The organism is Parabacteroides sp. AM08-6 (assembly GCF_003473295.1).
Lineage (GTDB): Bacteria > Bacteroidota > Bacteroidia > Bacteroidales > Tannerellaceae > Parabacteroides.
On record NZ_QRMP01000014.1, the window covers coordinates 62,907 to 87,458 of the forward strand.

The 24,552-nt window shown below is 40.3% G+C and carries 20 protein-coding genes and 1 pseudogene; 4 read left to right on the top strand and 17 right to left on the bottom strand.

Translation table 11 applies throughout. The features are described from left to right. Positions 1-28 precede the first annotated feature (28 nt). The 10 genes from DW103_RS10630 to rfbA form a co-directional block, all read right to left on the bottom strand. A complete protein-coding gene (locus tag DW103_RS10630; RefSeq protein ID WP_122275910.1) occupies positions 29-2,179 on the bottom strand; it encodes a tetratricopeptide repeat protein in 2,151 nt (716 codons plus the stop codon). Between the two features lie 49 nt (positions 2,180-2,228). Further along, the gene (locus DW103_RS10635) at positions 2,229-2,561 is read right to left on the bottom strand and encodes an acetyl-CoA carboxylase biotin carboxyl carrier protein subunit (protein ID WP_122275912.1); all 333 of its coding nucleotides are present in this window, start codon (positions 2,559-2,561) and stop codon (positions 2,229-2,231) included. A 26-nt stretch (positions 2,562-2,587) separates the two neighbouring features. Continuing rightward, the gene (locus tag DW103_RS10640; protein ID WP_122275914.1) at positions 2,588-4,135 is read right to left on the bottom strand and encodes an acyl-CoA carboxylase subunit beta; all 1,548 of its coding nucleotides are present in this window, start codon (positions 4,133-4,135) and stop codon (positions 2,588-2,590) included. Positions 4,136-4,208: 73 nt separating this feature from the next. Then, positions 4,209-4,766, bottom strand: a complete 558-nt coding sequence (gene def, locus DW103_RS10645; protein ID WP_122275916.1) for a peptide deformylase — start codon at positions 4,764-4,766, stop codon at positions 4,209-4,211. Positions 4,767-4,771: 5 nt separating this feature from the next. Then, the gene (ruvX, locus tag DW103_RS10650) at positions 4,772-5,194 is read right to left on the bottom strand and encodes a Holliday junction resolvase RuvX (protein ID WP_122275918.1); all 423 of its coding nucleotides are present in this window, start codon (positions 5,192-5,194) and stop codon (positions 4,772-4,774) included. A gap of 67 nt (positions 5,195-5,261) precedes the next feature. Then, complete coding sequence (locus tag DW103_RS10655; protein ID WP_122275920.1) at positions 5,262-6,659, bottom strand: undecaprenyl-phosphate glucose phosphotransferase; 1,398 nt, start codon at positions 6,657-6,659, stop codon at positions 5,262-5,264. 99 nt (positions 6,660-6,758) lie between these two features. Beyond that, positions 6,759-7,907, bottom strand: coding sequence for an OmpA family protein (locus tag DW103_RS10660; protein ID WP_122275952.1), 1,149 nt, complete (start codon positions 7,905-7,907; stop codon positions 6,759-6,761). A 112-nt stretch (positions 7,908-8,019) separates the two neighbouring features. Next, the gene (gene gmd / locus DW103_RS10665) at positions 8,020-9,171 is read right to left on the bottom strand and encodes a GDP-mannose 4,6-dehydratase (protein ID WP_122275922.1); all 1,152 of its coding nucleotides are present in this window, start codon (positions 9,169-9,171) and stop codon (positions 8,020-8,022) included. Positions 9,172-9,203: 32 nt separating this feature from the next. Next, positions 9,204-10,277, bottom strand: coding sequence for a GDP-L-fucose synthase (locus DW103_RS10670; protein ID WP_122275924.1), 1,074 nt, complete (start codon positions 10,275-10,277; stop codon positions 9,204-9,206). 45 nt (positions 10,278-10,322) lie between these two features. Next, positions 10,323-11,195, bottom strand: coding sequence for a glucose-1-phosphate thymidylyltransferase RfbA (gene rfbA / locus DW103_RS10675; protein ID WP_122275926.1), 873 nt, complete (start codon positions 11,193-11,195; stop codon positions 10,323-10,325). A gap of 140 nt (positions 11,196-11,335) precedes the next feature. Here rfbA and DW103_RS10680 point away from each other — a divergent pair, with 140 nt between their 5' ends. From DW103_RS10680 to DW103_RS10690, 3 genes are all read left to right on the top strand, one after another. Then, positions 11,336-11,944, top strand: a complete 609-nt coding sequence (locus tag DW103_RS10680) for an HdeD family acid-resistance protein (RefSeq protein WP_122275928.1) — start codon at positions 11,336-11,338, stop codon at positions 11,942-11,944. Between the two features lie 608 nt (positions 11,945-12,552). Next, positions 12,553-12,888 (top strand): 6-carboxytetrahydropterin synthase QueD, encoded by a 336-nt coding sequence (gene queD, locus DW103_RS10685; protein ID WP_122275954.1) that lies wholly within the window; start codon positions 12,553-12,555, stop codon positions 12,886-12,888. Next, positions 12,875-13,420 (top strand): 7-carboxy-7-deazaguanine synthase QueE, encoded by a 546-nt coding sequence (locus DW103_RS10690; protein WP_122275930.1) that lies wholly within the window; start codon positions 12,875-12,877, stop codon positions 13,418-13,420. Before queD ends, DW103_RS10690 begins: the two co-directional genes overlap by 14 nt. Positions 13,421-13,425: 5 nt before the next feature. On the opposite strand, the gene DW103_RS10695 is transcribed toward DW103_RS10690, so the two are convergent. The 7 genes from DW103_RS10695 to DW103_RS10725 form a co-directional block, all read right to left on the bottom strand. Beyond that, the gene (locus DW103_RS10695) at positions 13,426-14,772 is read right to left on the bottom strand and encodes a dihydroorotase (protein WP_122275932.1); all 1,347 of its coding nucleotides are present in this window, start codon (positions 14,770-14,772) and stop codon (positions 13,426-13,428) included. Positions 14,773-14,859: 87 nt separating this feature from the next. Beyond that, on the bottom strand, positions 14,860-15,597 hold the full coding sequence (locus DW103_RS10700; RefSeq protein WP_122275934.1) for an MIP/aquaporin family protein: 738 nt from the start codon (positions 15,595-15,597) through the stop codon (positions 14,860-14,862). Positions 15,598-15,638: 41 nt separating this feature from the next. Then, complete coding sequence (glpK, locus tag DW103_RS10705) at positions 15,639-17,144, bottom strand: glycerol kinase GlpK (RefSeq protein ID WP_122275936.1); 1,506 nt, start codon at positions 17,142-17,144, stop codon at positions 15,639-15,641. A gap of 29 nt (positions 17,145-17,173) precedes the next feature. Then, a complete protein-coding gene (locus DW103_RS10710; RefSeq protein WP_122275956.1) occupies positions 17,174-18,736 on the bottom strand; it encodes a glycerol-3-phosphate dehydrogenase/oxidase in 1,563 nt (520 codons plus the stop codon). A gap of 96 nt (positions 18,737-18,832) precedes the next feature. Beyond that, positions 18,833-21,178 carry a transglycosylase domain-containing protein gene (locus DW103_RS10715; protein WP_122275938.1) on the bottom strand — a complete coding sequence of 782 codons (2,346 nt, stop codon included), beginning with the start codon at positions 21,176-21,178 and terminating at the stop codon, positions 18,833-18,835. 200 nt (positions 21,179-21,378) lie between these two features. Then, complete coding sequence (locus DW103_RS10720; RefSeq protein WP_122275940.1) at positions 21,379-22,326, bottom strand: YeiH family protein; 948 nt, start codon at positions 22,324-22,326, stop codon at positions 21,379-21,381. Positions 22,327-22,481: 155 nt separating this feature from the next. Beyond that, positions 22,482-23,360, bottom strand: coding sequence for a LysR family transcriptional regulator (locus DW103_RS10725; protein ID WP_122275958.1), 879 nt, complete (start codon positions 23,358-23,360; stop codon positions 22,482-22,484). Between the two features lie 650 nt (positions 23,361-24,010). Between DW103_RS10725 and DW103_RS10730 the strand changes: the two are divergent. Beyond that, positions 24,011-24,552, top strand: a pseudogene (locus tag DW103_RS10730) (transposase); the annotation flags it as partial.

The following is a 24,552-nucleotide window of genomic DNA, read 5'->3' on the forward strand; positions in this document are numbered from 1 at the left end:
CTATTTTGTTCTTAAATGTTCTTTATTTTTAATTACTGGTCATACGCTTGATAATGCTATAAGCATTTATAATACCTAATTCACCGGCTTTGCTCAAGTCCGCAATTCCTTGATTAATATCCCCTAACGACAAACGAGCAAGTCCCCGATTAAAATAAGCCTCAGCAAATTCAGGGTCACGTCGAATCGCTTCATTATAATCCAAGATAGCAGCACGGAAATCCCGAAGTGCACAACGTAGGTTTCCCCGATTAAAATAAGCATAGACAAAACCAGGATTCAATTTAATCGCCATATCGTAATCACGGGTAATCATCTCATGCTCGTATGCACGCTTATTATCTTTCAATCGGGCCGATGCCGAATCCGAAGGTTTCTTTATATTATTGGAAATCGAAGAGTTCTTCCCTATTTTCAAGTCCATACTCATCGCGGACAAATTATCGTCCGCATCCACTATTTGCGACATATTATAATCCAGTTGCTTATAGCGGACAACAGCCCGATTGAAATAGGCAAGAGCAAAATCAGGATTCAACTCGATTGCCTTTGTATAATCCTTAATAGCCTCGCTAAAGTCTTGTACCAACATGAAATCAAGAGCACGTCCAAAATATAAATCCGCATTGTTTGGCTGAGAAGCTATCTTTGCCGAAAGCTCGTCTATAGAAGCAAAATGTACAGCCACTTGATCCTCGGTAAGTGCAGCTTCCTCATTCGTGATACGCAATTTACGGGATAGTAACATACGAGCATTATATTCTTCTACAGTCTTATCATAATAAACCAGTTTCTTTATCGGATCAACCTTTTCATAATAGGTCAGGATAAATTGGGGTTCAAGGTCCACACGAACATTCTTATCCTGTACACGTCCCCGGAATTCATTCTGATATTTACTTTTACGTTCATCTTCTTTATCATATACGACCAAACGATTGAACTTATTAATATTCTTATCAGACTTCTCACGCGTATTTTCCTCTTTGGATGTAGCAATGGTTGTAGAAGATTGTACATTTGTTACTTTCGTCGTATCCGCAGAAGCGATAGCATTACTGGCATTCGTATTGCGATATTGACGATCTTTCTTCAATTGCTGCTCCATTTCGATAGCAGCCCAATAGTCACGGTCGGCACCCACATTATCCCGCATTTTTCGTTTAGCTTCGGAACGGCTGTAGTAACCGGGGATAAAATTCGGGTATTCACTTAACACCACATCAAAATCACTAATAGCACCCCGATTATCTCCTGTTTCAAAACGAAGTAATGCCCGGTTATAATAAGCCATATAGTTGTCAGGCTCCTGCTCTATAACAACATCAAAATCTTCAATGGCCCGATTGCTATCTCCCACTTGGGCACGAAGCAAACCACGGTTAAAACGGGCAATCAGGTTCTGGCTATCCATACTCACCACCTGGTCATAATCAGCCATAGCTCCACGATAATCATTCATCTGATAACGCACCAGTCCCCGATTAATGTAATATCCACTTTCGCGTGTATTCAGACGAATAGCTTCATTCAAATCCGCCAATGCCCCCTCCAAATTATTTGTCTGGTAAAGTAAAATAGCCCGGTTACCATAAGCCGGTGCATAATAAGGGTCTATGCTTATCGCTTTATCATAATCGGCTAATGCTTTTACCGTGTCTCCCTCTTCCGTGTACATAGCCCCACGTGTCAGATAATTTATCGAATATTTCGGATGAGCTGCTATCAGTACGTCAAATACCTTTTCGGCTGCCTTATAATCTTTTTTCTGAATATTAGCAACAGCTTTATTCACCAACATTTGCCGGTCTTCCGGCTTAAACTCAAGCCCTTTATCATAGTCGGCTATTGCTTCATCATATTTTTCCTGGCTTTGACGAGCAATACCACGGGCATAATAAGCCTGAACTAAAAAAGGGTTCCGCTGAAGACATAATGAACAGTCTTCTTCGGCCCCCTTGTAGTCGTCTAAGTTTATTTTCGCTACTGCGCGGTAAAAATAAGGTTCTGCTAACCAGGGCTTCGATTTGATTACCTGATTAAAGTACTGTATTGAAAGGACATAATCCTCAAAATACAGAGCATTCCGTCCAATAGCCAGTACACGATCTGTATTTATCTGTGCAAACAGCGAAAATGAACATATATGTAATATAAAAAAGAGTATTGCCTTCTTCATCCTTCTAAATATTCAACATTGATCGAAGGGCAAAAATAAGTAAATTATCTTACTTAGGCTCTATTTTTACCATCAAATGATCTTTAGCGATCTTATCACCCTCTTTTACCCCCAATTTTGTAATAAAACCTGAAACAGGAGCTACTACACGATTGTACATCTTCATGGCCTGATGAATCAGGAGCAACTGGCCGGCTTCAACCTCATCTCCTTCCCTCACTTCCAGCTTAACGATAGTACCAGGCAAATGAGCAATAACATCTCCGACAAATGGCTTATGCCACATTTTACGGTTTTTGTATTTCTCGGTGAGCAATGTTTTGTACTTACGTGCAGTAACTACAAAATCTACGTATTCGTTATCTTTTTCTTTCTTTTCCATATATCAAAAGTATATTTACTGGTTAATTAGAACGGAGGCAATCCGTGCTTCTTAGCCGGTCTGCATTCTTCTTTCAATACGGAGAGCTTCAATGCATGTAGCAACAGCGAACGGGTCTCTTTCGGTTCAATTACAGAATCGATAAACCCTTTAGAGGCAGCCACGAACGGGTTGGCAAACTTTTCAATATATTCTTTTACTTTTTCCTGACGCATTGCATTCTGGTCTTCGGCTTCCATAATTTCCTTACGGAAAATAATATTGGCTGCCCCTTCCGGTCCCATTACTGCAATTTCTGCACTTGGCCAAGCAAACATAAAGTCCGCACCCAAATGACGGGAGTTCATTGCAATATAACCTCCACCATAAGCTTTACGCAGAATAACGGTAATTTTGGGGACAGTTGCTTCGGAGTATGCATATAACACTTTTGCACCATGACGGATTACGCCGGCATGTTCCTGGTCTACACCCGGCAAATAACCCGGCATATCTTCCAATGTAATAATCGGTATATTGAAAGAATCGCAAAAACGGATAAAACGAGCAGCTTTATCAGCACTGTCGCAGTCCAATACGCCAGCCAAAACCATCGGCTGATTAGCTACAAAACCTACGGTTTCACCCCCCATACGACCAAAACCAATTACAATATTAGCAGCCCAAAGTTCCTGTATTTCCAGAAAATCAGAGTCATCAACAATACATTTAATAACATCACGTACATCGTACGGTTGTTTCGGGTCCGAAGGTACCACCTGTTCGATATTCAACATGGCAGACGGTTCTTTGGGTTCTACGACCTTAGCATGTTCCTGATTATTCCAAGGAATAAAACTTACCAAACGTTTTACCTGCTCAAAACATTCTTGTTCGCTCAATGCATAGAAATGAGCATTACCTGTTGTCTCAGCATGTACACGGGCTCCTCCTAAATCTTCCATCGAAATATCTTCACCCAATACAGTCTTGATTACATTCGGACCAGTAATGAACATCTTTGAGATATTTTCAACTACAAATACAAAGTCTGTCAACGCTGGAGAATAAACAGCCCCACCTGCGCACGGACCTAAAATCAGAGAAAGCTGCGGAATAACACCGGAAGCAATTGTATTACGATAGAAAATTTCGCCATAACCGGCCAATGCACCGACACCTTCCTGAATACGTGCACCGCCCGAATCGTTAATACCGATAATCGGACATTTCATTTTCAGTGCATGATCCATAATTTTCGTAATCTTACGTGCATGTTGTAAACCCAAAGAGCCACCGGCAACTGTAAAGTCCTGTGCATAGATACAAACAGGAGCACCAAAAATAGTACCTGTACCTGTCACAACACCATCACCCGGTAACTCTTTCTTTTCCATACCGAAATCACGACCGTCGTGTTTCACAAACAAGTCGTATTCGTGGAAAGAATTCTTGTCCAACAAGGATAGAATACGATCACGGGCAGTTAATTTACCCATAGCAATCTGCTTCTCGATAGCAGCCTCGCCTCCTCCCATCTCTACAACGGCCTTCTTCTCCCTGAGGGTCTGAATGTTTTTACTTAAATCTGTCATATTTATTTTATTATATAGTTAGTAGTTGGTAATGAATAGTTGATAGTTACATGTCACCGACTCTAAGTCTCAACTATTTACTTACCGCCTTAGCCCTGTATGAACAACGGGCCGTACCTTTAATAATACTATTCAATTTCCCTTTATTTAACTGACGACGGATAGCCGAAATGTTATCAATGAAGACATGTCCCTCCAAATGTTCACATTCATGCTGAACTACACGGGCTGCGAATCCTTCCACTACTTCGTCATGTTCCTCAAAATTTTCATCCAAATATTGTACACGGATACGTTTGGCACGGGATACTTTTTCATGTATACCGGGTAAACTCAAGCAACCTTCTTCCAATAGAATTTCTTCTTCACTGCTTTCCAGAATATCAGGATTGATCATTGCACGTTTAAAACCCTTACATTCAGGAAAATCATCTCCCATCACATCGGCATCAATCACTAACATACGCAAAGATAAACCAACCTGCGGAGCAGCCAGTCCTACACCATCTGCGTTATACATCGTTTCAAACATATTGGCAACCAGTTGCTTTAATTCAGGATAATCCTTCGGAACATCTTCAGCCTCTTTTCTCAAGACTGGTTGGCCATATAAATATACGGGTAAAATCATAACTCTTATAACTGATATTTTTTATTTTCCAAATACGATTGCAGAATAATAACAGCACTGATTTCATCCACCAGCCCTTTATCCTGTCTTTTCTTTTTCCTTAAACCACCATCCAGCATTGCTTTATGTGCTAACACAGAAGTAAAACGTTCATCATAATATTCCACCGGTATATCGGGGAGCGTACGTCTCAAATGGGTGACAAACGCTTCAACATATTTCATGTTTTCGGAAGGTTCGTTGTTCATTTGTTTAGGAAGTCCTACAATAAACCGCTCTACCGGTTCGCGGGATATATATTCCGAAAGGAACTTCACTAGTTCCCCACTCGGAATCGTCGTCAATCCATTTGCAATCATCTGCAAAGTATCCGTAACGGCCAAACCTGTCCGTTTACGACCATAATCTATTGCAACAATCCTTCCCATCGGGCACAAAGATAACACAAATTCATTTTCTAATTACACAAATACATAAAAAGTGTGCAATTTATTATCAATAGGCATTTTTTTCTCCTTTAAACATATTAAAAACGGTAACAACTATAATCTTCAAATCAAGAAAAAAAGACCAGTTTTCTATATACCATACATCCCGTTTTACACGTCCTTCCATCTGTTCCAGAGTCCTCGTTTCTCCCCGGTATCCAGTTACCTGAGCCCATCCGGTCACCCCTGGTTTTACAAGATGGCGAACCATATATTTATCAATAAGTGCAGAATATTGCTCCGTATGTTTTAGCATGTGCGGACGAGGTCCAACAACCGACATTTCCCCATGTAACACATTGATAAATTGGGGAAATTCATCAAGATTTGTTCTCCGCAGAAAATCACCGATACGTGTTTTACGCGGATCATTTTTTACGGCTTGCATAGAATCGGCTTGCGGATTCACCCGCATTGTCCTGAATTTATAACAATTAAAGTTTTGTCCATAAAGTCCTGTTCTTTTTTGTTTGAATAAGACGGGACCGGGAGAACTCATTTTAATCAGAATACCGACAATTGCATATAATATGGGATAAATTGTAAACAAAATAGCAAGTGAGAAAACAATATCAAAAGCTCGTTTCAAAGCCCGGTTATAAGCAGCCTGTAAAGGTTCGCGACGAATTGTCAGCAAAGGTATGGATTCTATCATTTCCATAACCAGGCTCTTCTTGATATTTCGATAAAATTCAGGAACGATATAGAAGCGAATCATATGCTTTTCTGCAAAATTCAGCATTCTTAATATCTTTTCGTCATTTGTTCCGGGCAATGTACAATAAATTTCGTCCACATCATTAGCCAAGACAAAATCTTCGACCTCATGTGTCATACCCAGATAATTAGGCAAAACCGTTTTCAGAGCTAGATTGTCATCGAAAAAGCCCATGATATTAAAACCATAGGATAAGTCATCTTTCATCAACTTGTACAGTTCCATTCCATTCTTACCAGCTCCTACTATTATAATCCGCTTGAAATTATATCCTTTCCGACGATACATTTTTAAAGTCAAACGGACAAACACCCGCCAAAGAGAGAACACAACTACCGTCACTAAATAATAAACCAACAAGAAAGTAGCCAGCACATCTCCAATATTCAAAAATATTAGACAGGTAGCGAAAAGAAACATCAGAGTCGTAACCAACACAACCGCCCGCTGCACAATCTTATCAATAAAAACGATTGCCAGATGCAATTGTAACGGTACAAAATATAATGAAAAGAAATAACAAAAATTCAGCAACAACACCACTTCCCGCAAGCTATGAGATATTGCTGATGTATAGCGTGGACCCAATCCGTAATAGACAATAAAGAAAAGAAGATTCAGAACAACCAAATCACCAACCCCTATCAGCCATTGAATAAGATAACCATGTTTTTTATTTAACTCCATAACAATGCTCTAAAATCATGCAAAAATAAACATTATTTCCGAGCAAAAAAAGGGCGGCACCTATAATGTACCGCCCTTTCGGATATATTCAAAAATTAATTAATCATTTGCTGTCATGATAACAACACGGTTCCAGTTGTTTTCGCTATAAGGCTGTACATCCGAACCTCTCCATTCAATTGTGATCTGACTGGAAGAAATACCATATTTTTCAATCAATTCTTTAGCAACGGCTCTTGCACGTTTTTCAGAAAGACCCATGTTATAAGTACTTGTACCAGTTTTCTTATCTGCATAACCTACAACTTTGATAGGAGTACCGTTATCTTTTATGAACTGAGCTGTGTTGTAAATGCTAATTTGCTGATTTTTGTCAATCTTAGCGCTATTCAAACGGAAGTAAACCACATTGTCTACATAGTTGTTTACAACATTCGTTACAACTTCTTCGCATTCAGGACAAGATTCCGGACGTTTGCTCAACTCATCGTTTGCAGCACGCAAGGAGTTAATCTGATTATTCAGGTCATTCAGCAAATCATAATCCATCGGCTGAAGAACTTCAAAATCAGTTTTACCCAGTTTAAATGTCAAACCGGCACTCAACTGTGCAATACCATCTGTCAAGTGGTTCATTTCAACACGGTTAAATTGTTCATTCAACAGAGAACCCTGAGCTTCAACATTGATATCAACACGTTTGCTAACACGGAAAGCCATCAAAAGACCAGCATTCAACGTTGGAGATTCTGTTCTTGGAATAGCTCTGTTATCATCAGAAGTTTTAAAACGCTGTGCATAACCAAAACCAACCCAAGGAATCAGACGGAATACTTTCTTTTCGTTATATGGCGCCCAGAAATTTGTAACATCCCATAACAAATCAACATGAGCTGCTGCATACTTATTATGTTGCATAAATTCTGCGTTTTCACCTTCAAAACCATGCAATACACCACCGTTCAGCTGCATACGAAATGCCAAATACGGGTTAAACCACTTACCGAAAGAGAATTGAGGAGCAAAATTAATGCGGTCACCTAAACTAGCTTTGCTATTTTGGTCCCCCAATAAAATACTTCCACCACCTGCAATAGAAATAAACCAGTTGTCACGGGCTTTATTCTTTTTAAAGTTTGTCTTATACCCTTTTTCTGTGCTGAAACCAACCTGAGGTTGAAATTCCTGTGCAGCCACAGAAAAAACAAAACCGGACAACAAAGCTAAAAGTAATACTTTAGTCTTCATATTCATCAACATTTTTTAATTAAACAATCAATTACCTTAAATTCCGCTCAATTTAGTGCAAAATTAACTCTTTTTCTTAATATAACAAATAAAAACCCTAATAGTTCTATATTTATTCGAAATAATTCAGGATTTTATATCCTGCTTCTTTCAAATACGATTCTTTTTTCATCAGCTTAATATCACTTTGTATCATATCCTGTACCAAAGCAGACAAATCATAACTCGGTTCCCACCCCAAACGGGTACGGGCCTTTGTTGCATCTCCAATAAGTAAATCCACTTCAGTAGGACGAAAATACTGAGGGTCAACACCAACCACTTCTTCGCCTATCCGCTTCTTTAAATTATCAAGATAAACCTCACCTACTTTTTCTATAAACACTTTTTCGTCAATATAGTTTAATACAGCCACCTCATTAACATTTTCTCCCTTAAAAATCACCTCTATCCCTATTTTTTCAAAAGCCATACGGATAAAATCACGTATAGTTGTCGTAATTCCGGTAGCAATTACATAATCGGAAGGTTCATCCTGTTGCAAGATAGCATACATGGCACGGACATAATCTTTGGCATGTCCCCAATCACGTTTGGATGACAGATTTCCCATGAAGGTTTTCTGTTGCATACCCAATGCTATACGAGAAACGGCACGGGTCACTTTACGAGTAACGAATGTTTCTCCTCTAAGCGGTGACTCATGATTAAACAATATACCATTCGATGCGTGCATCTTATAAGCTTCTCTATAATTTACCGTTATCCAATAACCATACAATTTTGCCACCGCATAAGGGCTTCTTGGATAAAAAGGAGTTGACTCCTTTTGAGGAACTTCCTGTACCAATCCATACAATTCGGAAGTCGAAGCCTGATATATACGTGTTTTGGGAATCAAATTCAACAAACGAACAGCTTCCAAAATACGCAATACCCCCAAACCATCAGCATTTGCAGTATATTCCGGAGTATCAAAACTTACTTTCACATGACTCATCGCAGCCAAATTATAAATCTCATCCGGTTGTGTCTCACCAATAATGCGGGTAAGATTCAAACTATCTGTCAAATCACCATAATGTAAAATAAGATTACGATTTTCAACATGTGGGTCTTGATACAAATGATCTATACGATCTGTATTAAACATAGACGAACGACGTTTAATACCATGTACCGTATATCCTTTTTTTATCAGATATTCGGCCAGATAAGCACCATCCTGTCCCGTTATTCCAGTAATTAAAGCTACTTTCCCCATTTATCGTTCTATTATGAATGTTCAATTTTAATTTATAAATTTCCCAAATACCACTTATACAGCCTTTCTACACCATCCTCTATTTCTATTGAATGATGCCAACCCAATGTATGTAACTTGGAAACATCCGTCAACTTACGATATGTTCCATCCGGTTTGGAAGAATTAAACAAGACATCACCTGCAAAACCTGTTTTTTCCCGTATCAACATAGCTACATCTCTTATGGAAAGCTCTTTTCCTGTTCCTATATTTATATGCGTATTACGCACTTCCCCTTCTTTAGGACATACATCGACAAAATCAACCTGTTCCATTATATAGACGGAAGCATCAGCCATCTCTTCACTCCACAAGAATTCGCGAAGTGGCTTTCCGGTGCCCCATAACTCTACCTTTCCGGGATAAATATCATATTTGGCAAGAATCTCCAGTATTCCTTCTTTCGTAGCTCCTCCCGTTACACCTTCTATCGGACGTTTGTCCAAATCTTTTCGCAAAAGTTCCCAATTATCTTCATACAAACATTTGGATAAATGAATTTTCCGAATCATTGCCGGAAGCACATGGGAAGTTTCAAGATTAAAGTTATCATTCGGGCCGTACAAATTAGTCGGCATGACAGCTATATAATTGGTTCCATACTGCAAATTATAACTTTCACACATCTTGATACCTGCAATTTTTGCTATCGCATACGGTTCGTTGGTATATTCAAGAGGGGAAGTCAGTAAACAGCTTTCGGACATCGGTTGTGGCGCATTACCGGGATAAATACATGTGCTGCCCAAGAATAGTAACTTTTTCACCTTATTAATATAGGAAGCATGAATCACATTGTTCTGTATCATCAGGTTTATGTAGATGAAATCAGCCCGGTATAAACTGTTTGCCATAATTCCACCGACATGGGCAGCTGAAAGAAATACATATTCAGGCTTTTCTTGCGAAAAGAAATTGTCAACCGCCTGTTGGTCCGTTAAATCCAGTTCTGCATGGGTTCGAAGCACAAAATTTGAGTACCCCTTCTCTTTTAAGTTTTTAAGAATAGCAGATCCCACCAGTCCCCGATGACCGGCCACAAATATTTTACTATCTTTATTCATTTCGCTTTCGAAACATTACATTGATATTATCAGCCAAAATAATATTTATTTTAGCAAATTCAACAAATACTGCCCATATTGATTTTTAATCATCGGAGCTGCAATCTGCTTCAAGTGTTCTACATTTATCCAGCCATTACGAAAAGCGATTTCTTCAAGGCAAGCAACTTTCAACCCCTGCCGTTTCTCTATTACTTCAACAAAAGTGGAAGCTTCCGACAAAGAATCATGCGTTCCGGTATCCAGCCACGCAAAACCACGTCCCAATAACTTAACTTTCAAATCACCGCCATTTAGGAACTCTTGGTTTACAGTCGTTATTTCCAACTCTCCACGAGTAGACGGCTTAATATGCTTAGCCACTTCAACAACCTTATTCGGATAAAAATAAAGCCCGACTACTGCATAGTTCGATTTAGGAACAGAAGGTTTTTCTTCTATACTTAATACATTGCCGGCCTTATCAAATTCGGCTACACCATAGCGTTCCGGATCGTTCACATAGTAACCGAACACAGTTGCTTTTTGTTCGTTCTCTGCATTGTTAACAGCATCCTTTAACATTGCTGTAAAGCTTTGTCCATAAAAGATATTGTCACCTAAAACAAGACAAACAGAATCATCCCCAATAAAACTTTCCCCTATTAGAAAAGCCTGCGCCAGTCCATCAGGAGAGGGTTGTTCCGCATACTCGAAGCGCACGCCATAATCGGAACCATTCCCCAGCAAACGCTTAAAACCCGGCAAATCCTGTGGAGTAGAAATGATTAGGATATCTCGTATACCAGCCAGCATCAAGACCGAAATCGGATAATACACCATCGGTTTATCATAAATCGGTAATAATTGTTTCGACACTCCTTTTGTTATAGGATATAAACGAGTACCGGAACCACCAGCTAAAACAATGCCTTTCATATCAATATACTATATAATGCACATTTTATTTAATAGACGGCAAATGTATTAAAAATAATCCACTTTACTGATGTAGTGAAACATTTCTTTCTGGAGGTTTGTTACAAAGTAAATTTCTAAATAATAAAAAACGTATTCTTATGAAGACTTTTATCGACACAATTAATTTCGGGGTCAAAAATTGGTGGGTTTCGCTGCTACTGGGTTTATTGTATATTCTGATAGCTGTATGCCTGATGTTTACACCATTGGCCAGTTATATTGCTCTAAGTGTTTTATTCAGTGTCTCTATGTTTGTCAGTGGCACACTGGAGATTCTGTTTGCCATTACCAATAAAAAAAACATCAGTAGCTGGGGTTGGTACTTGGCTGGTGGTATTATAGACCTAATCTTAGGTATCTATCTAATGGCCAATATCGGTTTAAGCATGGCCGTTCTTCCGTTTATCATTGCTTTCTGGTTAATGTTCAGGGGATTTGCCTCCACAGGCTACGCGATGGATTTAAAACGTTACGGCACACATACGTGGGGCTGGTATATGGCATTCGGTATCTTGGCTATCCTTTGTAGTATAGGAATTATCTGGCAACCGGGATTAGGAGCTTTGTCGCTCGTTTACATGATTGCCTATACCTTATTAATAATAGGTATTTTCCGTGTCATGCTCTCTTTCGAACTAAAAAACCTGCATAAAAGAAAAAAAGAACATGTGGATGAACAAGAAGCCGTAGAAATAGAAGACTTATAATTATTCGCTGTCATAAAAAGTTACTTGCTCCTTTTTGTTCAAAGTTCGTATTTTCATTGTTTGATGTACGTGAAACGAAAGAAGCATGCTTATGACAAACAAGGTTGAAACACTAAACCACATAAAATCATAAAGAGGGCCTTTTCTCAAAGGCCCTCTTTATAGGTTTTAATAGGTATTAGTCTTTAAGGCAAAAAGATTGTTTAGGTTATCTGCATGCAAAGATGTAGTATTTTAAATTACCGAACAAATAAAAAAAGATATTATAAAACACATTTTTAAAAATATCGAAACTTATTTGCAGCTTCTTCTATTTTTTAACAATACGACTCTTTAGTAGGAAGTTCTACGAAAAAGCCATACTCCACATACTTCTTTGATTATGACGCTAATTAAGGCATATATTTTTAATTTTGCAACGAAATAGGTGGATTTTATAAAAAAATGCAGAGAAGATTCGCTTTCTAACTGTCATACGATATGAAAATATTTTTAATATTTCAATACATAATCAACAAGATGGGTACTAAATTTTTTCTGTAAATTTGCTGCCACGATACAGAGGTGACATTATGTATCGACATAAACATTTTAATATTTCTTATCTCATGTACACCATTATCAAACAATTAGAGATATCGTCAGCTCACCGATTGTCTCTCTCTTATTCGAGTAAATGTGAGAATCTTCATGGTCACAATTGGATTATCACAGTTCACTGCCGTTCCAATGAATTAAATACAGACGGAATGGTTATCGATTTCAGTCATATAAAACAAATCGTGAAAGATAAACTGGACCATCAGACCTTAAACGATGTACTCCCATTTAATCCGACAGCCGAAAATATTGCCAGATGGATTTGTGACCAACTGCAACCGAGCTGCTACAAAGTCGAAGTAAAAGAGTCTGATGGTAATACTGCTATTTATGAAAAAGATTAATGAGATTTTTTATAGCCTCCAGGGAGAAGGCTTCCACACAGGAAAAGCGGCTGTGTTCGTCCGTTTCTCCGGTTGTAATCTAAAATGCAGCTTTTGTGACACACAACATGAAAGTGGGACATTCATGTCCGATAATGAAATATTGGAAACAATCTCCGCATATCCGTCAAATATGGTAATCCTGACAGGAGGAGAGCCTTCGCTTTGGGTAGATAAGGCTTTTATTGATTTGCTTCATCAGGCTGGTATGTATATATGCATAGAGACAAATGGAACACATTCCCTGCCTGCCAATATCGATTGGATTACTTGTTCTCCGAAAGAAGAAGCTCCCATCCTGTTAAAACAAATGGATGAAATAAAGGTTGTATATACCGGACAAGATGTTTCGAAATATTTAAAATTGAAAGCTCAACATCACTATCTGCAACCTTGTTCGTGTATAAATACCAAAGAGGTGGTTGAATATATCCTTCACCACCCCGAATGGCATCTTAGCTTGCAGACACACAAACTAATCAATATCCAATAAAACTATTACTCGGTTAGATACTTCACCTCCATTCCACGAACTGTATCGTTAATACGACCGTTATCATAAACCAATTGTCCATTGACAAAAGTTTGGGACACTGCATGGTGAAATGTGTATCCTTCGAAAGGAGACCAACCACATCTATAAAGAATATTGTCCTTTGCAACCGTCCAAGTTTGCTTCGGGTCGACCAATACTAAATCGGCATAATAACCCGGACGAATATATCCGCGACGCTCTATGTGGAAAAGCTCTGCCGGCATATGAGCCATCTTTTCTACCACCTTCTCGTAAGTGAAACGTCCTTCCATAGCCAATTCCAACATAACAACCAAAGAGTGTTGAACAAGCGGACCTCCGGAAACTGCTATCAGACAATTCCCTTCTTTTTCAGATAACAAATGAGGAGCATGGTCTGTGGCTACAATATCAATTGTATCGTTATTGACAGCTTCCCGTAAAGCTGAACGGTCAGCAAGTGTCTTAATTGAAGGATTCCATTTTATACGATTGCCGAATAGCCCATAATCACCATCGTGAAACCAAAGATGATGCACACAAACTTCTCCGGTGATTTTCTTTTCTTTCAATGGCAATTTATTACTTAGCAAAGTAAGTTCCTTCTCCGTAGAAAGATGCAGAATATGTAGACGAGAATTCAAACGGGTAGCTAGTTCCACTGCTTCGGACGAAGAAGCATAACAAGCTTCTTCACTCCGGATTTTACTATGGAAAGAAATATCCAGATCTTCACCATACATACCGGTATAATGAGCAATATTCCGTTTAATAACTTCTTCTTTCTCTGCATGGATAGCTATCAACATTCCGGCCTCACCAAAAATACGTTCCAGACTATCTCTTTTATCAACTAGCATATTTCCGGTAGAAGAACCCAGGAATAACTTTAGCCCCGGTACGCGACTTCGATCCAATTTGCGGATTTCACCTATATTATCATTGGTTCCTCCAAAGAAAAAGGAATAATTAGCTACCGATGTTTCTGCTCCCCGTTGCAATTTCCACTCCAAATCATTGATAGTAATTGTTTGTGGTTTCGTATTCGGCATATCCATAAAGGTTGTCACTCCTCCGGCGACGGCCGCACGGCTTTCGCTAGCAATATCACCTTTATGTGTCAGACCCGGTTCACGAAAATGTACTTGGTCGTCAATAACTCCTGGAAATAGAAATTTGCCTGTAGCATCTATCACATTTGCATCCGGAACCGAAACAAATACTTCATTTTCATATACAGCTGCTATTTTATCATTCTCTATCAAGACCGAACCGGCAAATGTGCGACCTTCATTGATGATAGTTGCATTTTTTATCAGTATCTTATTCATTTTTGCAATCTTTATTTGCTACAAAAGTAGATAATTCTTTCGAATAATTTATTTCGTCCAGAACTTCACAAGAAAAGAGAGGACATTCTACAAAATATAAAACAACATAGCCGCCAAGGCAGCACCGATAATTGGCCCCAAAACAGGAATCCAAGCATAATTCCAATGGCTACTCCCCTTTCCCTTTATTGGAAGGAGGAAATGCATAAAACGAGGTGCTAAATCACGGGCCGGATTTATAGCATATCCAGTAGGACCACCCAATGACAAACCTATTACCCAAACAGTAAAAGCAACCGGGATTGCCCCTACAGAGCCCAACCCGATAGGTAAGGTACTATTACTGTCTTTCAATGCCAGTTCTCCACCTGTAATATAAAAAACAACAAACATCAGGGCAAATGTGCCAATCAACTCTGTCAGGAAATTAACAATAGGATGATTGATTGCAGGACTGGTACAGAACACTCCTAATATATCATCCGGACTATCCGTTGCATCAAAATGGTCTTTATAAACCAGCCAGACCAGAAGTGCTCCCAACGCAGCACCCAACATTTGTGCCAAAATATAAATCCCCACTTTACACCAAGGAAAAGTTCCTCCGATAGCCAAACCGATAGAAACAGCAGGATTCAAATGTGCACCGCTATAAGGTCCGGCAACCACAACACCAATAAAAACACCTAATGCCCAAGCTGTCGTAATAGCCATCCAACCAGCACCGTTTCCTTTCGTTTTTTTCAAACAAACATTAGCCACAACACCGCCTCCCATCAGAATAAGAAGCATTGTCCCTAATAATTCAGCCACAAATGGAGTCATAATAATATGAATTTAAGTGATTATTCAAATTGATATTCCCATTATAAATCCGAAGCCCAATTTAACGACCGCCCTACAGCCTTATGCCATTGGGTCAACAATGCTTCTGCTGTTTCTTCATGCATCTCAGCACTGAATATGTTATCCAATGACCATTGGTCTTTAAGCTCACCCATATCTTTCCAATAGCCGATAGCTAATCCAGCCAGATAAGCAGCACCCAGTGCCGTTGTTTCCAGCACACGAGGACGAACTACAGGACAACGGCAGATGTCCGCCTGAAACTGCATCAGAAAATTATTGGCAATAGCGCCGCCATCCACCCGGATTTCTTTCGGTTTGGCATGTATATCATTTTCCATTGCCATCAAGACGTCATAAACCTGATAACAAATACCTTCAAGAGCTGCCCGTGTCAGATGGGCAGAAGTGGTTCCACGAGTAATTCCGATAATCGCACCACGTGCATATTGGTCCCAATAAGGAGCTCCTAACCCGGTCAAAGCAGGGACAAAATACACACCACCATTATCAGGAACAGAATTAGCCAGCTGTTCGGTTATAGAAGCACTTTGTATCAACCCCAATTCATCACGCAACCATTGAACGACAGCACCACCGACAAACACACTTCCCTCCAGTGCATATGTCACTTTATCACCTAATTTCCAAGCAATAGTAGTCAGCAAATTATTTTGTGACAGAACAGGTTTACTACCTGTATTCAATATCATAAAACATCCGGTTCCATAAGTTGTCTTTATCATACCTATATCCGTACAAAGCTGACCGAAAAGAGCCGCCTGTTGGTCACCGGCAATACCGGAAACAGGGATACCAGTTTTAAAGATAGGGGTAGTCGTTTCACAATAGACCTCACTACTACTTTTTACTTCCGGCATCATGGAAGCTGGGATATTGAACAATTCGAGCAGCTCTCTATCCCACTCCTGCGTATGAATATTGAACAACATCGTACGCGAAGCATTTGTAATATCCGTAATAAATTCCGTTCCTCTCGTCAACTTCCACACCAACCAAGAATCAACCGTACCGAAGCAAAGCTCTCCCCGTTCGGCACGTTCCCGGATACCTTTTACATTATCCAATATCCAGCGTATTTTTGTCGCAGAAAAATAAGCATCTATAACTAAACCTGTTTTCTGCTGTATCATCGAAGCATACCCCCTGGATTTCAATTCTTCACAATAGTCGGCAGTACGGCGGTCTTGCCAGACTATAGCATTATAAACGGGAAAACCGGTTTCCCTATCCCATACAATTGTCGTTTCCCGCTGATTAGCAATGCCGATACAGGCAATATGTTTATCTGTCACATCTGCCTTCGCCATTGCTTCTTTGATAGCAGACGATTGTGTATACCAAATTTCATTCGGGTCATGTTCTACCCAGCCCGGTTTAGGAAAATACTGCTGAAAAGGTTTCTGTGCAAGTGTAATAATATCACCTTGATGATTGAAAAGGATAGCACGAGAAGAAGTAGTCCCCTGGTCAATAGCCATCACATATTTATTCCTAAAATTCATAACAAGTCAAATCTTTTATATTTTCACAATCAATTCAATATATAATGGGAAGCTACGGAGTTGAAATCCTCCAATTGAGCAGCCTGCCATTTTTCATCCTTTTTCCGTTCCCGGGCCAGTAAACCCACTACAACCGGAGCTACCTGCATTGCAGCACGGGCATCCAGGAAAAGGATACGCAAACGACGCGCTAATATATCTTCTAACGTACGTGGCATCTCATTACGAATCAGCCAAAGGACTTCTCCTTTCGTATAAGCATAATCGGGATGCAGCCTCTCTTTCATTTCCGGTGAAGAGTTTATCAAAACTCTGATATCATCGGCATCTGTCCCATAAACATATAACGGATCAGAAAAATCCGGATTTGGACGCGTCCCATGTATCTGATAGTTTTCTGTTACACAATCATAGGTTGGCAGATGTATATAACGAAGAGCATAATCCAATGTATCCTGTGCCATTTTTCGATAAGTGGTCCATTTACCACCAATAATGGTTATTAAACCGGATTTTTCTCGAAATAGTTTATGGCTACGAGAAATCTCTTTTGTCTTCTTCCCCTCACTGCGGGGAGCAGCCAACGGGCGAAGTCCGGCAAAAACAGACAAGACATCACTTCGTTTGGGTGTTCGTGTCAAATAATTGCCGGCGGTATCCAATATAAATTGAATTTCTTTTTCCAAGGCTATTGGCTCTATTTCAGCATGCTCCATAACAGTATCGGTTGTACCTACCACCACTTTATTATGCCAGGGAACAGCAAAAAGGACACGACCATCGGATGTTTTCGGTATCATTACAGCACAATCACTTTCAAGAAAAGAAGCATCCAATACCAGATGGACACCTTGACTGGGGCGTACCGCCGGACGTTTTCCTGGTTTATCCATTTGCAGAATTTCGTCAGCAAACACCCCTGTCGCGTTAATTACGGCTCGTGAATGAACTCGGTATTCACGACCATTTTCTTCATCTTGTACTTGCACGCCACAAACACATCCGTCCTCTTTCAACAAAGCTGTTACATTCATGTAATTCAGAATACAAGCTCCAGCTTCAATCGCCGTATGTACCAAATTTATTGCTAAACGGGAATCATCAAACTGACCATCATGATACAATACACCAGCCTTCATGCCCTGTCGACGAAGTGTCGGAATTGTACGGCTTGCACGTTTTGGTCCGATACAAACAGAACGACCCAGACTCAATTTCCGGGCCATCAGGTCGTACAACACAAGTCCGATTGTATAGAAAGGTCCTTCCCACCATCGATAACAAGGTATCAGGAATAACTGGTCTTTTACCAGATGAGGAGCATTATGCCGAAGCAGACCGCGTTCACGCAACGCTTCACGCACCAAACCGACATCACCCTGTGCCAGATAACGGACACCACCATGCACCAACTTTGTACTCCGGCTGGAGGTCCCTTTGGTGAAATCCGACCGTTCAAACAAGGCAACACTGTATCCACGGGTAGCAGCGTCGAGTGCTACACCCAAACCGGTAGCCCCTCCGCCTATCACTAAAAAATCGAAGACCTTATCTTCGTCTTGCAATTGAGAAATTATTGACTCACGTTTCATATCCCGCGTCATTAAAAGATTAACATCCACAAATCTAACAAATTATTTGTGATAAAGGATATAATCCAATAGGGAATTAACGTAAAAAGGCAGTCTTTATTCAAACATTTTATCTATACCTCCCACATCCGTAGGGGTATTCTTACGTTCTTCCTCCGAAGAAACTTTACAAGGATTAGCATATTGTTCGGGAATATCAAAGTCTTCCTCTTCCGAATAGCCTAATGTTTTATCTGCATAGACTTTCTGCATATACAAACCATAAATAGGCAAAGCCATACTGGCACCCTGTCCTTCGGCTAAACGGTCGAAATGGATAGAACGATCCTCTCCTCCTACCCAACAACCGGAAACGAGACTGGGGGTAAATGCCATAAACCAGCCGTCGGAGTTGTTTTGCGTCGTACCTGTTTTGCCTCCCATCGGAGCTTTAATACCATAACGAGCCCTAATACGAGCACCTGTACCACCGTCTATTACATTCTGAAGCATGTGCAACATCTTATAGGAAGCATCTTCCGGTAATACTTCACTCACTTGCGAATTAAAGTTTGCAATTGTATTCCCATAAGAATTTTCTATATGAGTCACATACAAAGGCTCAACACGAATACCTTTATTAGCAAAAGTAGTATAAGCGCTCACCATCTCACTAACCGACACATCCGGCGTTCCCAAACAGATAGAAATAACCGGGTCCATTTGATTTTTCAAACCAAACGAATGTAAAAGACGGACAAAAGTATAAGGCGACATCTGTCCCATCAACCAAGCCGTTACCCAATTGTCCGAATTCTGTAAACCCCACTGGATAGAAACCATTTCACCAATACGTTTTGCATTAGCATTACGAGGAGTCCACAGGATACCATTCTCGTCAGTCAGTTGTTGCTGTACATGAAGCATCTCGTCACAAGGACTAAAGCCGGCAATCATTGCTAGCGAGTATAGGAACGGTTTTATCGTTGAACCAATCTGGCGACGTCCACCATTCACCATATCATATTGGAAATCATTGAAATCGATACCACCGACGTAGGCCTTTACATGTCCGTTGCGCGGGTCCATTGACATAAAACCGGTACGCAGGAAGCTCTTATGATAACGTATCGAATCCATCGGAGACATAATCGTATCGACCGAACCCGTCCAACTGAACACACGCATTTCAACCGGTTCATTGAAAACCTTTCGTATTTCAGCCTCTTTCATTCCTTCCTGCTTCAGGCTACGATAACGGTCGGTCTGATGCATCGCACGAACCAGAATCGTATCGACTTCACCTTTTCTTAAATCACGGGAGAACGGTGCATAACTACGTCCCTTCTTCTCACGGGTAAAAGCGGGTTGCAAATTCTCACTAAAATGTTCGCGCACAGCTTCTTCCGCATATTTTTGCATACGCGAATCAATCGTCGTATATATTTTTAACCCATCCGTATACAAATTATAGTATTCGCCATCAGGCTTTTTATTCTTATTACACCAGCCATACAGCGGATTCGTTTCCCAAGCTAAAGAGTCTTCATAAAACTGCTGTTTCTGCCAACCTCTGTAATTTTTCGACTCCGGTTTATTCCGCGTCATAATTAAACGGAGATATTCACGGAAATAAGGTGCCGGTCCGTCTTTATGATCCATACGAGTAAAACGGATGGTTAACGGTAATGCTTTCAACGAATCACATTCTGCCTGTGAAAGATAGCCGGCTTTCCGCATCTGGTCCAAAACCGTATTACGCCGGCCTTTCGCTCGTTCCGGATGACGTTTCGGATTAAAATAAGATGGATTTTTGCACATCCCCACAAGTGTTGCAGCCTCTTCCGTCTTCAGGTTTTTGGGAGTAGAACCGAAATAAACACGAGCTGCCGACTGAATACCGACAGCGTTATAAAGGAAATCAAATTTATTCAAATACATATTGATAATTTCTTCCTTCGTATAGAAACGTTCCAGCTGAACAGCTATCACCCATTCAATTGGTTTCTGGAACAAACGTTCCATCAAATTATCAACGTTCGGAGAAAAAAGCTGTTTGGCCAACTGCTGCGTGATGGTACTTCCTCCCCCGCCACTCTTCTGCATCAGGATACCACGTTTAACTATAGCACGGAAAAGCCCTTGAGCATCAATACCGCTATGTTCGACAAAACGGATATCTTCAGTTGCAATCAAAGCTTTAACCAAATCCGGCGAGAGTTCTTTGTATGTGACATAAATGCGATTATCTTTACTATGGGCATATGCAGCCAGAGTTACCCCGTCGGAAGAAATAACTTGGGAAGCATATTTATCAATCGGATTTTCAAGTTGTTCCACCGGAGGCATATAACCGATGGAGCCGTTAGCTATTGACGCAAATAACAGTATGATAACTCCTACTGCTGCTGCAAACAACACCCAAAACGAAATAATAATACCTTTAGTTACTTTTGAAGCCATTCTCTATTAATTGGAAACTGAAAGTTGAAAACTGACAATTATCGAAACGACTTTGAAAGCCATCATAATTGCCGATTGTCAATCAACAATTTATTTTTGGATGCAAAGGTAATAATTTATAGCAGACAAACAGAGGCTCATTTTATAAAATTCCTTGATAGCTAATTAAAGAAACAATAAGTATCTTCCTGTAATCAATTTCAATTCTCAATCAGCATGATAACGCCCAGACTGGTTAATCCGATAAATATCCAAAGAATGACACCTTGTACCATGGGGCGTACACCCACCTGCTTAATCACGCGGCGCGACAATCCGCTACCAATCAGGAACAAAGTAACGGTCAGTCCCTTTTTAGCCGCCCAGACAAGCGAATTGCTCACTACTGCCGGAATATTCAAGAATGTATTGGCAACCATCGCCAGAATAAAGAAGAAAATAAACCAAGGGATCGATATTTTAGCTCCTTTTTGTTTGAAAAGGAACATCGTGACAATTGTTATCGGTATAATCCAGAGGGCACGGGTCAATTTTACCATTGTTGCAATTTCAAGCGCTTTCTCGCCATAAGCGGCACCGGCTCCTACCACCGAACTGGTATCGTGAATAGCAATAGCCGCCCACATCCCAAACTGTTCCTGTGTCATACCCAATAGATGACCGATAGGCGGAAATATAAAGAGTGCAATAGCATTTAAAAGAAAGATTGTGCCGAGAGCCATCGACATTTCGTTATCATTTGCTTTTACGACCGGAGCCACTGCGGCAATAGCACTTCCCCCGCAAATAGCCGTTCCTGCAGAAATCAGATAAGCTGTTTTCCGGTCCATCATCATCCTTTTTCCCAGATAAATACCTAAAATAAGGACTGAAGCAACCGATACAATTGTAAAAACCATTCCATCCTTTCCGGTTTGCAAAGATTCATGCAGGTTCATACCGAACCCCAATCCGACAACAGAAAATTGTAACAAATATTTGGATGTCTTCTTGCTGAAAACCGGAAAAGGTTGACCGGCCGTAAGAGCAAAAGCCAGTCCTAAAAACAAGGCTACGGCAGGCGATATAAATGGCATCAGGCAAAGAACGAAAAGAAAAATAAAAACGGGTTTATTATACTTAGTCAAAACTTGTTCTATTACTTTCATCACAACATCACTTTTATTACATTTAACATTCTTTCTTTATTCAGGCCGCAAAGGTAGAACATATATGTACATAAAACCAATTACAATATTGAATAGATTATAACCGGAAGTTATGATTTCCACATATCAGACAGTTTTGACTAAACAAGCATCTCCTATTTCATCATATAACGGATAAAATTCTCTTCCAGACCGCCGTTCTGTCCCTGTAACCGGACAAAAGAAAACATCCGTTCGGCGGTAAAGCCTTCCACATCTATCACCTTCAGCTGACCGGACATCAGCTCTCGGGTAACGGCTCGGATGGAAACAATGCCCAACACATCCGTATTTTCAAGAAAAAGTTTAATACTTTCCGTACTCCCCAATTGCATCAGGATATTCAACTGGCTCAATTTTATCTGATGTCCGGCCAACGCATTTTTCAGCACTTCCAATGTGCCGGAACCATTCTCCCGAAGTACAAGCGGCAAACGGCAAAGCTCGTCCAACGTCAACTCTTCATAACGGGCAAATGCACGTCCGGTATGAGTGACAACCACCAGCTCATCTTTCATAAAAGGAGTATAGTGAAGTGTATTCTGACGGGCATCCCCTTCCACAAGCCCCAATGTTATTTTTCCATCACGCAAAGCCTGTTCAATATCATGACTGTTCCCATTCAGAAGTGAAACGCGAATATCAGGAAATTTGCATATAAAAGTGGATAATACAGGAGGAAGCACATATTGGGCAATTGTCGTACTAGCTCCCAAATGTAATTCGCCGGACAAATTATCCGTCAGCAAATTCATTTCAAAATCCATTTGCCTGTAAGCGGCCAGCAGTCGATTAGTATGCGAAAACAACAATTCACCGGCACGAGTCAGTGCAATCTTACTGCCGTTCCGGTCAAACAACGGTGTTTTATACTGCAGTTCCAATTCATGAATATGTTTACTGATAGCCGGCTGGCTGATAAATAACTCCTTGGATGCTTTCGTAAAACTAAGATTCGTCGCTACGCTATGAAATACTTTGAGACGGAAATCCATACCTTCTTCAACTAAATGTATGGAGACAAATATAGTGAAAATCATGGTACATGGCAAAAATATCCTGTATAAATTTTTCAAGCTTCAAAAAGAAAAGAAATTCTTAACCTGTTTTTTATAAATCAACCCAAAGGACCTTTCCGGCATATCTTCAGCTGGTGACAATATGTTCATTTTTTGAGTATTTTGCGTAACTACTCAGCCCCCCTATGGGATATGTTCATAGTTATTCAAAGGGTGTGTGTCAAAACAGGCACATTCCCTTTTTCTGTTGCGAAGCATAAAAATCAAAGCAGTAAAAGCTTGCGTTATCCATAATAAAAGTCGTCCTTTGTGTCGTTGCTCGTTTTAAGAGAAATCCAAACAGGGAGTGACAGATCGACCAAAGGCGCCTGGACTATGCACGTGTTTAGCTTGGCTATGGTTGGCCAGGCTTTTTTTATACATTGTAATAACAAGCAATAGATAAAGGCCAAAGCGATAACTATGCGTAAAGGCGTGTCCTGTGACAGGGACGCGCTTTTTGCGAAAAAGGGGTCGTGTTAAAATATATGCGTGCCCCCTTTTTATGCACAAAACCCGGACTTTCCCAGGCCCGGGTTTTGTTATTACCCAAAGTTTTAGTATCTTTAGGCATAAGAATTTTTGTTATGGCAAAGTTACATTTTCGTCCTTACATACCCAACCAAACGGTTCTTTTTCCCGGGAGAATTGATGAGAATATCGCGGCGAACGCTCCTGTCCGCGTAGTCAATACAGTTGTAGATAATCTCAATCTTGATACCTTCAAGACGCTATACAAGGAAACGGGGCGTTGTCCCTATCATCCTAAAATGATGCTTAAGGTGATTATCTACGCCTACATGAACAATATCTATTCGTGCCGTAAAATCGAGACGCTTCTCCTACGTGACATTCATTATATCTGGCTTGCCGGTAGCGAGTGTCCGGATTTCATCACCATCAACCGCTTTCGCAACCGTGTAAAGGAGGAGATAAATAAAGTATTCACCCAGTTGGTCCTTGTGCTTGCCTCCCGCCATGCTCTCCGACATAGTGGATGAACTTAAGGAAGCGCTGGAACATCAGTCTGTGACAAAGAATGAGGAAGAGAAGAGAGCCCTCCGTGAAAAGAAGAAACAACTCAAGGAACTGGAGAGGCATCGGGACAAGCTAATGGAATACGACAATC